Origin of the sequence: Limosilactobacillus caecicola (assembly GCF_943192935.1) — a bacterium.
In the GTDB taxonomy this organism is placed as follows: Bacteria; Bacillota; Bacilli; order Lactobacillales; family Lactobacillaceae; genus Limosilactobacillus; species Limosilactobacillus caecicola.
Window position 1 is genome coordinate 389,953 of record NZ_CALPCI010000001.1, and the last position, 13,988, is coordinate 403,940.

The window sequence follows — 13,988 nt, forward strand, 5'->3', positions numbered from 1 at the left end:
CGGGCGCTCCCGCCTAGAACTTCATCGCTGTCGCCCTAGTCACTCAGCGGCTACTTTCGTCTAACAACCATTTCCCTAACTCACACTCACATAGGGTCGCTTGCTAATGGCGGCTAAACTAATCTCCGCTTCATCGTGTTTCTTGTACCGTTTCTTGATGTTGCTAACACTATAAAGCAATTTAGAAAGGTCGTCAAGAGTTTTATGAGATTTTTTTAATTTATTTTTAATCTAACTATTGGAGAGAGTCCCACGCTGGTAATTCCACTGGAGTTTGCGCCGCAATTTCCTTAATCTCGTCCGTCAAGTACTGTTTGTTGATCACAGCTTCATAAGTGTACTGTTCAAACCAGTCTTGGCTCATTACAAAGTAGCCTTGGTCACCATTTTTATCACCCCAGCTATTTTCAATCTTCCAACGGTCTGGTTGACCATCCACCATGTTGTAGCCGGTCAGTGTCATGGCATGAGAAACTTCCGCCTGGTGGGTTTCCAGCCGGTCCTTCTTGCTCATGGTGAAATCAATGCCAAGTAATTCTTCGCGGTGGAATAACTGAGCGTCCATCAAGCCCCGCTTGCGGTCCATTTGTTGCAAGATATCGTTGCCAACCCAGATTGTTTCGTTAGCGTCCAGTTGTTTGAGGACGACATCCTGGAGTTTCTTAAAGGACACATTGGCAAATTGGATTGGGATCCCACCATTGACGTTATCTTGGGATGGCAGAGAGTAGAGTTTGCTATATTCGTGGTCAGGGGCGTTGGTTACAACCACGTAATCGTGCAAGTCGGTAGCGAAGTATTGGTGGTAGAAATCCAGTGGTGTCAAATTAGCCACCCGGTGATAATTATGGTCATCATCCCGGTATTCAAGGTCAAAATGAGCCGGTGGTTCACCAAAGGCGTAGGCACAAGCCCGGTAAACGTCATTCATCATCCGTTGCCGGGTCTCTTGAATTTCTTCGTCACCCGCTTGTTCATGCACTAATTGCCGGAGTTGCAAGGCATCCTTCTTCATCATGTAGGTCAGCACTTCGGCAATGTCGGTCGTGTCTTGGGTGTTGTAAGTGTCCGGCATGACATAGTGCGGGATGACCCCGTACTTTTCAATGATTGAAGCCGCGTTGGCCCATTGACCACCGTCCATTTCAGCCGATTGGATATAGAAGTCCACGATCCGGTCGTGGAGGTCACGGTCAGCCGTAGCCAGGATATTATCGAAAAATTTATTGGCCCGTTCGATCCGATCCCAGAAGAACAAGTAGTTTTGCGATAATTCAAAGTCCTTGATCTTGTTTTTTAAGGCAAATTTGTGACGCAGGGTATTGAGCGTTGCAAATGACCAGCACCGGCCACTATGCTTTTGATTGCTGACTTTGCCCGTCTTAATTTCGTGGGAGAACACCCGGTGAAGACGTTGGCTAATTTCCGGGTCTTCACTCGTTGCTTTAATTCCATTTTTGCGAATGGCGCGTTCGATGACTTTTGATGTTCCACGTGAAACATAGTTATCGTGGAACTGCTTAATCATCGAACTTGTCACAGTATTTTCTGTACTCATTACTCAGATCTCCTTTAATGACTTAATTTCAATTATACAACTGCGCCAACGTAAAATAAAAAGGCTAGTACAACGACTAGCCTCGACAGATGATTACTTATTCAATTGTTTTTCGATTTTATTAAGCTGCGCCAGGATCTCTTTATTTTGTTTCTTAACCTTGGCAAGTTCCGCATGCAAGTCATCATGATTACTTCGCGAAAACACATTTGTGATACTACTGGTGAGCATTCCAATTAAACCAATCCCGATTGACATATCAATAATGGCGGCAAATTTCCCTAGAGCGGTATGCGGCGAAATGTCACCATAACCGACCGTGGTCGAGGTACTAATGGACCACCAAAAAGCGGTCATAAATGGGATCTTTTCAGCAATGCAGAAAAGCGCTGAAGTAACTAAGATCACTGCTAAGCTCAGGTACAGGTAATACAGGAGCCCATTAACGTGTAAAAACTCCTTCAATCGGCCGGTTAACCCGACCAGGCGAAGGACCCGGAGTAACCTGACCAATTGGAAAGCCCGTCCGACCCGCGCGAACCGGAAGAAGTAAAAGAGGTTATTGACCGGGATGATAGCCAGCAAATCAAAAATATTATTGATAAAAAACTTCTTCTTATCCTTGGCGATGATCAAGCGCACAAAATAATCAATTGCTAGGATAATTAAAATGCCGTTATCAACAAAGCTATACGGCGGTCGTGACAAATCAATGTTGCCTAGATAACTTAACACAATCAGCACGATGGAAATGATTGCGAGAATCGCCATCGTGAATTCATAAAAATATTTCTTTTTCATCGCTACTTGCCCTTCTGTAGTGTTGCTATAACTAATATAGCATATCATGAATGGCGACTGGCGAATGATGTGGAGTGATTATCTTCATTCAATTTTCAGCTGGTGCTTGAGGGCACGCTAAAATTGATTTCTTTATTCTCTTAACTATCTAGGCCAGCATTAATCGCTCGCAGAAAATATGCAGCATGTTAAACTAAATTTGCTAAACCAGATGTCGTTCGGTTACGTTACCACTTATTCCAGCCCTTGTTCTCGGGTTACGGCATGTGTGACCGTATTCGAATTGACGTTAAACATGTAATGGTCGGCGATACTATCAACGTTTGGATCTTGATTTGGTCCCTTTACATAAATATGATAAACGCCAGGTGTTGAAGTGGCAGTTGCATAAACCGTACTCCCCGATTCCACTCGATGAACTTGAGTAAAACGATTGGCAACTTCATCAGTAGTTAGTTGGCTAGTTGAGCTTGAAGATGCTTCCGTATTCGTTTGACTATTATTGTCACTTTGCTTATTAGAGATTGTTTTTGTACTACTGTTCTGAGAACTTTTGGCTTTCAAACTTGAGTTTTCAGCCCTTAGACTACTATTTTCTTTTTGCTTTGAACTATTACCGCAACCTGCTAATGATAAACTAACTAGAGCCGTGAAACAGATTAAACCTACTTTTTTCATCGTTAATCCTCCCAATTAATACTACGATAGATACGATAGACATGTAAAAATCATTATATTATTTGCCGAAACGAAAGTCTATATCTACGATAGAATCATAGAAACGCCTGCAGAACCTCCATCCTGCAGGCGTTAATTACTATAGTTCTTTACCATTAGTGGCGATCACATTCTTATACCAGTCAAACGATGCTTTCTTGTACCGCTTTAATGAACCGTTTCCGTCATCATCTTTATCCACGTAGATAAAGCCATACCGTTTTGACATTTGACCAGTCGATGCACTCACTAAATCAATGCATCCCCACGGCGTGTAACCCATCACATCAACACCATCCGCAAGGGCCCCAGCGATCGCTTCGATATGTTGTTTCAAATACTTAATCCGATAATCATCCTGAACAAAGTGATTTTCATCAGGTTGGTCTACAGCACCAAGGCCATTTTCAACTACAAAGACCGGCTTTTGATAGCGGTAGTATAGTTCGTTCAGCGCAATCCGAAGACCAGTTGGGTCAATTTGCCAGCCCCATTCACTTGCTTGCAAAAATGGGTTTTTAACTCCGCCAACCAAATTACCATTCGCGGTTGGCAGATCCTTATCGGTGACGTTAATTGCAGTGGACATATAGTAACTAAAGCTAATGTAATCAACCGTGCCTTCTTTAAGTAGTTCAAAATCTTCTGGTTTAGTTTCCAAATCAGCGAACGTAAAGCCATATTTCCGATAGAGAGATTCAGCATAGTCTGGATATTCACCCCGTGCTTGGACATCCGCACAGTACTGGTTAAATTCTTGGTTTTCCTTAAGCCGGGCTAATTGATTCTTCGGGTCGGCATCGTAGGCATACATCGTGGCATATAAGATCATACAGCCAACTTTAGAATCCGCCCGCTTCTCATGAGCATACTTCACTGCCCAGGCGCTGGTAACGAACTGGTTATGCCATGACTGATAGATATTCTTTTTATCATCCGCCCCGTTTGATTTTACAAGTCCTTGTCCCATTACTGAGAAGTGTAAGGCGGAATTAATTTCATTAAAGGTAATCCAATACTTAACCCGATCACTATAACGATCAATTACTGCTTTGACATAACGTTCAGCAAAGGTAATCAACTGGCGGTTTTTCCAACTACCGTACTTCGTAACCAAGTTAATCGGCATTTCATAGTGGAAAAGAGTGACGACCGGTTCAATATGATACTTTAAACATTCATCGATGACCCGGTCATAAAATTCTAACCCTTTTTCATTCGGTTCCGTTTCATCTCCATTAGGAAAAATCCGAGTCCAGGCAATGGAGAACCGGTAGCATTTAAAGCCCATCTCCGCGAATAATTTAATATCCTCTTTGTAATGGTGATAAAAATCAATTCCGTCATGGTTTGGATACTTATAACGATCCGGTTCAATCTGCCAGTTAAAGTCAGGTTCATTCACAATCTTAAAGCGATCTGGCCCACCAGGTAGCGCATCGTCAATCGAGAGTCCCTTACCATCAACAACATAAGCCCCTTCAATTTGATTAGCAGCGGTTGCGCCACCCCACATAAAATCTTTTGGAAATTCACTCATTTTTTATCCCTCACTTTAAATTACATATAAAATTACATCATCCGTCGTCACTTGTTGTTGATCAGCAGCTTCAATCTCAACGAAGTCCTTACTGTTGGTAACAATTACCGGTGTAGTTGTGTCATAGCCTGCATCCTTAATGGCGTCAAGATCAACATCCATTAACAATTGCCCCTTCTTAACCTCATCGCCAACGGCAACATGTTGGGTAAATGGCTTTCCCTTTAGTTCCACAGTATTTAGACCAATATGAATCATCAATTCAATTCCATTCTCACTCTTGAGACCGATGGCGTGTTTCGTTGGGAACACTGTCACTACTTTAGCATCAAATGGTGCGTAAATCTTACCATCCGTTGGTTGAATTGCCGCACCATCACCCATCATCTTAGATGCAAATACGTTATCCTTTACTTGGTCCAAAGGAATCAGTTGACCGGCCATTGGTGCATAGACCTTCTTCGTAGTTTTTACACCAGCTTCAATGTTGCTGTTTTCATTCGGTGTTACTTTTACATCATCATTACTGTTTTCGGCATCACTCGCCTGAACAGGTGCTGTTTCACCATCAGCCGTAACACCAAACATTTTATCATTGTATCCAAACATAAACGTCAAAATGAACGTTAGGATAAACGAGCCGACCGCACAAATCAGGGCGTACATAAAGTTATGCGGTGCCACTTTAGCAATAAATTGTGGCAATGAAATAAACGATGGATTGGCATATGCAAACGCCCGAATGTGGAAGAAACCGGCAAATAAACCAATTACCCCACTGGAAATCATTGCCGTATATAGTGGCCGCTTATATTTCAAAGTGACCCCATACATGGCTGGTTCAGTAATCCCGGCAACCAATGCAGAAATACTTGCTGCAGAAGCGACCCCACGTAACTTAACATTTTTAGTCTTTAATGCGACTACTAAGGCAGCAGTTCCTTCAGCAATGTTGGAAATCAGCATGGCTGGTAGAATTAACGAATCTGGTTTAGCAATGGAAGCTGCCAAGAAGATTGGGGCAAAGGCCCAGTGCATCCCAGTCATCACGATCAGTGGCATTAAAGCAGCCATTAAAGCCATCGCTAACCAACCAACCTTGGTATTCAAGAACAACATGATTGCGGATAATAGCTTCCCAAGGTAAGTGCCAATTGGGCCAATCACAACGAGAGCCAACACTCCCATAATGAAGAGTTCAGCGAGTGGTTTGACGATACTCTTAATTTGGTTTGGGGTAATGACGTCAATCCAGTGTTCAATATACTTCATCGCCCAGATGGTCATCAAAATTGGGATGACTGATGAAGAATAGGTGGCCAAAGTTACTGGTAATCCCATCATGTGTACAGCATTACCAGCTTTTACCATGGCAGTAAAAGTTGGGTAAATTAATACCCCGGCAGTACTTACTGCCAGCATGACATTCACTTTGAAATACCGCGCTGAAGTATACGCTAGTTCAATTGGTAAGAAGTAGAATGGCGCATCACCAATTGCACTCAGCAAGACGTATGTTTGACTCTTATCACTCATCCAGTCGACCGTCGTCAAGACGATCAGGATTAATTTCATCAAACCGCCGGCAACCAATGCGGGAATTAGTGGCGCCATACACGAAGAAATAAAATCAGCAAACCGGTCAAATAGTCCCCGCTTTTTTCCATCTTCATCGTCATCAGCAGGAACTTCCCCATTGGAAGCAAAGTGTCCCAGCTTAGTAATTGCATCGTAGTAGTCCGCAACCTGGTTACCGATAATCACTTGATATTGACCGTTTTGACGGTTAACACCGAGGACTCCCGGGATGTCTTTGACCACATCATCATTCACCTTATCCCAATCTTTTAGTTGGAAGCGAAGGCGCGTAATACAGTGGGTTAATGAGTTAATATTGTCATCCTTACCAACCGCATCATAAATTTGTTGAACCGATTGTTCAATGTCTTTTTGATTTGCCATTTTCCTAACTCCTTTAATAAAAAAGACCGAAATAATCCCTCAAGGAAATTATTTCGGTCATGCTCTATAAAAGATAACACCCGACATTAAAGATTTTTTACTAACCGTGCAATATGAACGGTTAAATACATCACTTCTTGATTAGATACCGTAAAGTGGTACTTGTTTTGAATAAAATCCTGAACCTGTTTGGCACACGCTAATGCTTCTGGATACCGCTTACTCAGGCTTTCCATCAGCTCTAAATCCGTATCATCCGCTGGATAATGCGTATTGGTCAAAATCCGTTGAGCAAAAAATTTCAGATGAGTAATGAAACGAAAATAATTTAATGATTGCTCGTCAAACTCCGTCCGGAAGTAGTCTTTCACAATGTTCTCTACTTCCGTCACAATTTGTGTCATCTGATACGCATTATTTTGCTCAGTCCCACCGTTTGCTTCCACATCAAGGAAGCTAAGGGCAATAAACGCTGCTTCATCATCGAGAAAAGTGATTCCCAATTTTTCTTTGACGAGTTCAACAGCCTTCATCCCAACATCGTATTCATCAGGATAAAGACGAGCAATGTCCCATTTTAACGGATTGTTAAGCTTAATACCTTGCTTGTAACGATCAATCGCGCCGCGAAGATGGTCAGTCAAATTCACATAAATGATTTCGTTTAGCTTACGGCCAAGCTTAATCTTTGCGTAATTGATAACACGTTCTGCGATCATGACTTCATCCATCGACGCGTCAATCACGACTTCTTTAAATTTATCTAGCGTGTCCGGATTCTTCAATAAGAAAGTTTGTTCAACTTTACTAATATCAACGTCCTGACCACGTTTTTTATTCCAGGCAATCCCAGAACCCATGAGGAGGACTTCCACGCCGTCATGGTTTTCAGAAATAACAGCATTATTGTTTAAGACTCGTTTAATCTGCAAACCATCCGCCCTCCTTTAAATCAAAAATGACCTACTAAGGGTACTACAAATGTCGACCTTTAGTAAGTCATGCTCCGTTAGGATAACACCTTACGTTAGATAATCAATCTTTATTTAATACATAGCCATTCATGCTTACCCGAAGTAATAACATTTGACTACACGATAATAATAGCCTTGTATGTAAGCGCTGTCAATAGCTTTTTTTCACAATATCGGTGACAACAACCGTGACCCGATCTGCTTAAAACGCAACCACCACGATTGTTCCTTAAACATCTCGGGAGTGACCACCCGGCTGTTGCGGATATCATCCATGAAGATCCGCTCAAGCCGGTCAGTCGTAGCCGGGTCGTAAATAAAGCTATTAATTTCAAAGTTCAATTTAAAGCTCCGGTAATCCAAGTTTGCGGAGCCAACCGACGCCATCTTACCGTCAATCATGACGGTTTTGGCGTGCATAAAGCCGTGTTCATAATAGTAAATCGTGACCCCTTCGTTAGCCAACATTCGTGCATAATACTGCGTCGCCCGGTAGACAAACGGGTGGTCTGGCTTGCACGGAATCATGATCCGCACATCAATCCCCGAGTGAGCCGCCACCTTTAAGGCATCAATCATACTATCGTCAGGAATCAGGTACGGTGACTGGATCCAAATATGGTCCTGGGCCGCATTAATCAACCGCAGGTAGCCAAGCTTAATCGTTTCTGATTGGGTATCTGGGCCGCTGGAAACGATCTGCATCGGCGTTTCTCCATTTGTCACCTGAATCGGCGGGAAGAACCGACGGTAGTGCACAATCTGCTTATCGGTCCCCTGCATGGTGGCGTTCCAGTCCCGAATAAACCGTTGCTGGAGCGAATAGACGCTCCCGCCAATTAACCGAAGGTGGGTGTCACGCCAGTAGCCGAACCGGGCGACCCGCCCAAGATACTGGTCCCCGACATTAAAGCCCCCGACGTACCCAATCTTGCCGTCAATCGTCACAATTTTCCGGTGATCCCGGTAGTTGATCCGGAAGTCAAACAGGTTGCTTCGCGTCATCAAGAATTGGGCCGCTTCACCACCATTTTCCCGCAAGTGGTTATAAAAGCTTGGTTTTACCCCCCGTGATCCCCATGAATCATAGAGGACCCGGACTTCAACGCCTTCGGCCGCCTTTTGCTCTAAAATCGTCCGTAATTGGTTCCCAATTTGGTCATTATAAATCGTATAAAATTCAATATTAATGCTCTTTTTTGCCCCCTCAATGTCCTTAAACAGCTGTTCAAATAGTTTGTGACCATCATGGTAAATATCAACGTGGTTATGCCGGGTGAAAAAAGCATCATCGAGGTTTTGAAACAACATCACGGTCCGCCAGTAGGTCCGGGGCGTCTGGTGCTTCGGTTTCATCATATTAGCAAACTGCCGTTTTTGGTCTTCAATCGCCTCCGTGAGTTCCAACTGGGTGGCACTCTGGATCCGCTCCATTCGTTGCCGGGTTGGTTTCCGGCCCAAAAAGGCGTAGGCAATGAAGCCCAATACCGGAATGAGAGTTAACACCAACAACCACGCCCAGGTCGCCGCAATGTCCCGCTTTTCCCGGAAGACCGTCAAGAGGGCCGCAATTTCATTCACGAGGACGATCGTAATGAGGGTCCATTTAATAATCTGCCACGTTAGAATCATTACAGTCGTCCTCCTTTCCTTTGCGTCCTTATTTTAATTCTAACGCATTCTGGAGGATGAACCAACTGACTAATTCGGGTATAATGATTCAAAATGACGACGAGGTGATCAAAATGTTGCAACCAGAACTGGGGGTCGGTCAAATTCGTGCCTTCCACATGTTATTTAATCAAAACCCGATCCTGGCAATCATCGTTTTATTAGCACTGATTGCCTTAGCGATTTACCTGAAGAACCGGTAATTGCGATCCCAAACTAAAATCACGGGTTCCAGTTGCGCTAATGGCAACTGGGCCCGTGATTTTTTAATTCATAAAATTGTGCCAATTCAATTCGATTTGCCGTTCCAATTGACCCGGCGTCAGGTCCCGCAGTTTGGCGACAAATTGATACATTTGCTGGATTGTTTGATAATAACTCCCCTGATCCACCGGTCGATCGAGGGCCCAAGAAATGCCCTCAAACCCATCGCTTTCGATGAACAGCTGGTCCAAAGATACCTGGCGTGCGACTGCTTGCACCGCCGGATCCTTAAAGACATCGGGTCCCACCGAAAACCAGGTGTTCGGCACCCGTAAATACTGTGCCAACAATTCGTTGGCTGAATACCAGTGCACCAACTTATGCACGCGCGGAAACTTGCGAATTGTCCTTAAGAGTTCCTCTTCGACCCCTTTGACGTGCAAGACCACCGGTTGATGATGGTCAGCCGCCGATTGGAGTTGGCACTGAAAAGCTGGCCGCTGAACCGTCAGGGGGACGGTCGTCCAGGTGTTATCCAGGCCGATTTCGCCCACGACCGCAACGTGCCGGAGCAGTTCCTCATCGAGGATCTCAGTCGCTGCCCGCCACGGGTGGATCCCGTAACTCAAGATTTGCCGTGAGCCAACTTGCTTTTTATTATTTCGATACTCTGCGTTACTAGTCGAACTAATCGTGCTGGCCATGTGATGGGCTTGCTGCACCTGTAGAATGGCGTTTGTGGCGTCATTATGGCAATGAACATCAATATACATTATTGCACCTGTGGTGACAGGCTCTTATCAAGCAGGTTCATGATCAATTTAACGAGTACCCCGTCGAAAACTAACGACGACAATGCTCCGGTGATAAACATTGCCACTTGAAGGCCCACACCAAAGTGGTTCCACCCATAAATAAAGTATGACGGAATAAAGCCGCCGAGGTGAGCACCAAAGGATCCCAACAGGACGCTACCCCAGCTACATTTGGCGTAACGCGCTTTTTTCGGGAAAAAGCCCAGTTCGTTCCCGGCTCCCTGGATGAGGCCTTCCATAATCGTTAGGGCGCCCCATTGACCGCCGAGGAACATTTCAATCATTGAGGCAATGGTTTCCCCCACCACTGACGAGCCAATCGTGGGTACCAGGTAGATTGAGATTGGTCCAGCCATGTACCAGAGCCCTGACAGAACGGTGTCCACCAGAGGACCGATTCCCAGCGGGGTTAAGAGGGCCTTCACAAAGTTGTAGACCGTATTGATCAGCAACATGTAGATGACCCCAAAGAGGATCCCCACGAGGGCGACCCGAATGACCGATGCAAGATTCCAGTGTGTATAACGTTTAAACATTTTTCGCTCCTTTTCTATCATGTCTAAAACAACGTTGATACTGAAAAAGGCTCCCCCATCATGGAGAAGCCATTACCGAAATTCAAAATCGCATCGAATAATTGCTGTCTCCCTCCGCTAGTATTAACTAGATCAGGTTCTATGGGTATTTCTCAGCTAAGTTAATAGCACCCCAGACAGGTTCACTTTTTTACATCGACGATCATATCATAATTCATTCCCCCACGCAAAAGGCGGCCTGCTCGTGTGAGCAGACCGCCTTCGATTACCTAACGACTAGTCCTTGTCGTCAGCTTTTTTATCATCTTGAGCATCGTCCTTGTCAGCCGTATATTCTTTGCTGTCGTCTTTTTCAGCATCCTTAGCATCGACAATTTCGAGCTTGCCATCCTTCATTTCAGCCACCAAGTGCTTTGCATCAAGGTGGTCAAGGTAGTAATCAGTAACCTTGTCACGGATTTGTTGTTCGATAACCCGCCGAAGTGGACGAGCACCCATGGCTTCGTCGTATCCTTCATCAATCAGGAATTGCTTAGCCGTTGGGGTAACCTTCACGTCCATGCCCTTCTTAGCCAACGTCTTGTTAACGTCAGCGATCATCAAGTCAACGATCTTTTGCAAGTCGTCCTTCGTCAAGCTGTGGAATTCAACGATGGCGTTGAACCGGTTCAAGAATTCTGGACGGAAGTACGTGGTCAACTTCTTGATCAAGTCTTCTTCATCCGCTTCGTCACCAAGCTTAACTGGTGCGTCGTTGGAGTAGCCGGCGTTGGAAGTTGCGATGATCACCGTGTTCTTGAAGTCCACGGTGTTCCCTTGACCGTCAGTCAAGCGACCATCATCCAAGACTTGGAGAAGTAAGGTAATCACTTGTGGATTTGCCTTTTCAATTTCATCTAAGAGAATGATGGAGTATGGGTGACGACGAACTTTTTCCGTCAAGGTGTTGGAGTTGTCATCGTAACCAACGTAACCAGCAGTGGTCCCGATCAACTTGGAAACGGCTGTCCGGTCGGAGTATTCAGACATGTCTAACCGGATAATGTCGTTCTTGGAACCAAACATGTCGAGGGCTAATTGCTTAGCAAGTTCAGTCTTACCAACCCCAGTTGGCCCAACGAAGAGGAAGCTACCGATTGGCCGGTTGCCTTCGTCAAAGCCAGCCCGGTTCCGCCGAATGGCCCGGGCAACGGCTTCAACCGCTTCGTCTTGGCCAATGACCTTGCCTTCCAGACGCTTGTCCATTTCCTTCAAACGTTGAACGTCACTAGCACCGATCTTGGAAACCGGAATCCCAGTCATTTGTTCAACGGCCTTGGCAACGTCTTCAGGAGTAGCCGTAACTTCTTCTTGCTTGGAGTGATCCTTGATTTGGTTCTTCAAATCAGCAATCTTTTCCTTCGCATCTTGGGCTGCCTTGTAGTCTTCCTTCTTAGCAGCGTCCTTTTGCTTTTGTTCTTCCTTTTCAATTTCCTTTTCGATTTCCTTGACGTCCTTCACTGGGTGTTGAGCAGCCAGGTGAGCAGCCGTCATATCGATTAAGTCAATTGCCTTGTCAGGTAATGACCGTTGTGGAATGTATTGAACGGAGTAGTCCACTGCCGCTTGGAGCACGTCGTCAGGCAACTTAACGTTGTGGTGACGTTCGTAAAGGTCGCGAATTCCCTTCAAGATGGCTAACGTATCAGCCTTGCTTGGGGCGTTCACAGTAACCGGGTTGAACCGCCGTGCTAAGGCAGCGTCCTTCATAATCGTGTTCCGGTATTCGTCTTGGGTGGTTGCACCGATCACCGTGATTTCACCACGGGAAAGAGCCGGCTTAATAATGTCAGCCATTCCCTTGGAACCACTAGAGTCACCAGTCGAACCAGCACCAATAATTTGGTGAATTTCATCGAAGAAGAGGATGATGTTACCGGCCTTCTTGACTTCGTCAACCAGCTTTTGCATGTTTTCTTCGAAGCTTCCACGGTATTGCGTCCCAGCTTCCAAACCGGAAATGTCGATACTGATGATTTCCTTATCCTTGATTGGTGCAGGAACGTCACCAGAAACGATAGCTTGGGCTAAGCCTTCAACAACCGCAGTCTTACCAACCCCGGCATCACCAACCAGCACAGGGTTATTCTTTGTCCGCCGACTCAAAATTTCGGCAGTTTCTTGAATTTCTTTGTTACGACCAATGACAGGGTCCAATTCACCTTGGCGAGCTTCTTCCGTCAAGTTCCGGCCTAACTTGTGGATAATGCTATCCTTACCTTCATTTGGTTGTTGGCCTGGTTGTTGTGGTGCAGCCCCACCAGGCAATTGACCAGTTTGCCGGTATTGTGCAAACTCTTCTGGCGTTACTTCCCGACCATTGATCAGGTAACGACGGTTGTCAGAGTTGAAACCGTTCATGCCACCCATCAATTGGTTAAAGATGTCATTCATGTCGTTGTCAAATGGATCTCTTGGATTTTGTGCCATAATTCATTCCTCCCATTGAATTTGATTCTCTTTTTAAGTTTATTTCAGGTTAAAAACGATGTCCAAAATATCGGCTACCTATTTTGACCCTACTCGTCTTGTAAGTAGTTTTCTTCGAGGTCTCGTAAGACCTCCCACATCTGGAGATGTTGCGCTTTGGCAATTGCATCCAAATCGCGCAAGTTCAAAGATGTGGCACTCGATTGCTGCTTATTAAAAGACTTATGTAAAGTGGTGTAGCCGTATCCGGAGCTTTTGGCGACGCGATAAATCGTCAAATGATTTGCATCAAGATATGATTTGATATTCACCCGCATTACCGCTCACTTCCTTTACGATTATCATTATATCATACTTGTGGAATAACACAAGTGTAATATATGAAAAATGTGAATTATTTTTTACTGATAACCAAAGAAAAATAATAAGAAAATAGACAATTATTTCAGGCCTTTCTGCACCCCGCTTTCATAATTTTTTAATCCTCTTGTTGACATTTCTTAAAATTAGATTAGAATATAGACAATCAAATTAGAGAGGTTCACAAAATGACTGCATTAAATTATCTTCATGTAAATAATGCGTTTTATTACTGGTTCTGGAACTCCATCTCCTAGAGTCAGTAGCATTTTGTGATGGCTTCTAGGATCTCTACATCCGGAAGCCGACCAACCTTAATTTGGCATACTACCATTTAAGAACAGAGCGCTCCCGGGTGTTGCACAACATGCAACCCCGGGA

12 protein-coding genes and 1 riboswitch are annotated in these 13,988 nt (G+C 44.7%); of the genes, 1 reads left to right on the forward strand and 11 read right to left on the reverse strand.

The annotated features are described in order from the left end of the window. Nucleotides 1-235: 235 nt before the first annotated feature. The 7 genes from NFR43_RS01920 to cls all read right to left on the reverse strand — a co-directional run bounded on the left by NFR43_RS01920 (nt 236) and on the right by cls (nt 9,184). The gene (locus NFR43_RS01920) at nt 236-1,558 is read right to left on the reverse strand and encodes a C1 family peptidase (RefSeq protein ID WP_251545919.1); all 1,323 of its coding nucleotides are present in this window, start codon (nt 1,556-1,558) and stop codon (nt 236-238) included. Nucleotides 1,559-1,651: 93 nt separating this feature from the next. Then, nucleotides 1,652-2,359 (reverse strand): potassium channel family protein, encoded by a 708-nt coding sequence (locus tag NFR43_RS01925; RefSeq protein ID WP_251545925.1) that lies wholly within the window; start codon nt 2,357-2,359, stop codon nt 1,652-1,654. 234 nt (nt 2,360-2,593) lie between these two features. After that, nucleotides 2,594-3,037 (reverse strand): hypothetical protein, encoded by a 444-nt coding sequence (locus tag NFR43_RS01930; protein ID WP_251545927.1) that lies wholly within the window; start codon nt 3,035-3,037, stop codon nt 2,594-2,596. Nucleotides 3,038-3,176: 139 nt separating this feature from the next. Continuing rightward, nucleotides 3,177-4,616 (reverse strand): glycoside hydrolase family 1 protein, encoded by a 1,440-nt coding sequence (locus NFR43_RS01935; RefSeq protein ID WP_251545929.1) that lies wholly within the window; start codon nt 4,614-4,616, stop codon nt 3,177-3,179. 15 nt (nt 4,617-4,631) lie between these two features. Beyond that, on the reverse strand, nt 4,632-6,578 hold the full coding sequence (locus tag NFR43_RS01940) for a beta-glucoside-specific PTS transporter subunit IIABC (protein WP_251545930.1): 1,947 nt from the start codon (nt 6,576-6,578) through the stop codon (nt 4,632-4,634). Between the two features lie 86 nt (nt 6,579-6,664). Then, nucleotides 6,665-7,510, reverse strand: a complete 846-nt coding sequence (licT, locus tag NFR43_RS01945; RefSeq protein WP_251545932.1) for a BglG family transcription antiterminator LicT — start codon at nt 7,508-7,510, stop codon at nt 6,665-6,667. A 207-nt stretch (nt 7,511-7,717) separates the two neighbouring features. Further along, nucleotides 7,718-9,184 carry a cardiolipin synthase gene (cls, locus tag NFR43_RS01950; RefSeq protein ID WP_251545935.1) on the reverse strand — a complete coding sequence of 489 codons (1,467 nt, stop codon included), beginning with the start codon at nt 9,182-9,184 and terminating at the stop codon, nt 7,718-7,720. 113 nt (nt 9,185-9,297) lie between these two features. On the opposite strand from cls, the gene NFR43_RS08500 reads away from it, so the two are divergent. After that, nucleotides 9,298-9,426: a hypothetical protein gene (locus NFR43_RS08500; protein ID WP_275087084.1), complete on the forward strand. Its 129-nt coding sequence runs from the start codon at nt 9,298-9,300 to the stop codon at nt 9,424-9,426. Nucleotides 9,427-9,489: 63 nt separating this feature from the next. On the opposite strand, the gene NFR43_RS01955 is transcribed toward NFR43_RS08500, so the two are convergent. From NFR43_RS01955 to NFR43_RS01970, 4 genes are all read right to left on the reverse strand, one after another. Next, the gene (locus tag NFR43_RS01955; RefSeq protein WP_251545936.1) at nt 9,490-10,200 is read right to left on the reverse strand and encodes a TatD family hydrolase; all 711 of its coding nucleotides are present in this window, start codon (nt 10,198-10,200) and stop codon (nt 9,490-9,492) included. After that, nucleotides 10,200-10,778, reverse strand: coding sequence for an ECF transporter S component (locus NFR43_RS01960; RefSeq protein WP_251545938.1), 579 nt, complete (start codon nt 10,776-10,778; stop codon nt 10,200-10,202). The genes NFR43_RS01955 and NFR43_RS01960 overlap by 1 nt, the downstream gene beginning before the upstream one ends. Before the next feature lie 92 nt (nt 10,779-10,870). Beyond that, nucleotides 10,871-10,963, reverse strand: a riboswitch (TPP riboswitch). 91 nt (nt 10,964-11,054) lie between these two features. Beyond that, entirely contained in the window at nt 11,055-13,247 is a 2,193-nt protein-coding gene (locus NFR43_RS01965) for an ATP-dependent Clp protease ATP-binding subunit (RefSeq protein WP_251545940.1), read from the reverse strand. An 89-nt stretch (nt 13,248-13,336) separates the two neighbouring features. Beyond that, the gene (locus NFR43_RS01970; RefSeq protein WP_251545942.1) at nt 13,337-13,564 is read right to left on the reverse strand and encodes a transcriptional regulator; all 228 of its coding nucleotides are present in this window, start codon (nt 13,562-13,564) and stop codon (nt 13,337-13,339) included. Between the last annotated feature and the right edge of the window lie 424 nt (nt 13,565-13,988).

What these genes read in the sequence shown, in the direction of transcription:
- NFR43_RS01965 (WP_251545940.1), bottom strand. Translation starts at nt 13,247, where the DNA reads ATGGCACAAAATCCAAGAGATCCATTTGACAACGACATGAATGACATC.
- NFR43_RS01970 (WP_251545942.1), bottom strand. Translation starts at nt 13,564, where the DNA reads ATGCGGGTGAATATCAAATCATATCTTGATGCAAATCATTTGACGATT.
- NFR43_RS01930 (WP_251545927.1), bottom strand. Translation starts at nt 3,037, where the DNA reads ATGAAAAAAGTAGGTTTAATCTGTTTCACGGCTCTAGTTAGTTTATCA.
- cls (WP_251545935.1), bottom strand. Translation starts at nt 9,184, where the DNA reads ATGATTCTAACGTGGCAGATTATTAAATGGACCCTCATTACGATCGTC.
- NFR43_RS01925 (WP_251545925.1), bottom strand. Translation starts at nt 2,359, where the DNA reads ATGAAAAAGAAATATTTTTATGAATTCACGATGGCGATTCTCGCAATC.
- NFR43_RS01920 (WP_251545919.1), bottom strand. Translation starts at nt 1,558, where the DNA reads ATGAGTACAGAAAATACTGTGACAAGTTCGATGATTAAGCAGTTCCAC.
- NFR43_RS01955 (WP_251545936.1), bottom strand. Translation starts at nt 10,200, where the DNA reads ATGTATATTGATGTTCATTGCCATAATGACGCCACAAACGCCATTCTA.
- NFR43_RS01940 (WP_251545930.1), bottom strand. Translation starts at nt 6,578, where the DNA reads ATGGCAAATCAAAAAGACATTGAACAATCGGTTCAACAAATTTATGAT.
- NFR43_RS01935 (WP_251545929.1), bottom strand. Translation starts at nt 4,616, where the DNA reads ATGAGTGAATTTCCAAAAGATTTTATGTGGGGTGGCGCAACCGCTGCT.
- NFR43_RS01960 (WP_251545938.1), bottom strand. Translation starts at nt 10,778, where the DNA reads ATGTTTAAACGTTATACACACTGGAATCTTGCATCGGTCATTCGGGTC.
- NFR43_RS08500 (WP_275087084.1), top strand. Translation starts at nt 9,298, where the DNA reads ATGTTGCAACCAGAACTGGGGGTCGGTCAAATTCGTGCCTTCCACATG.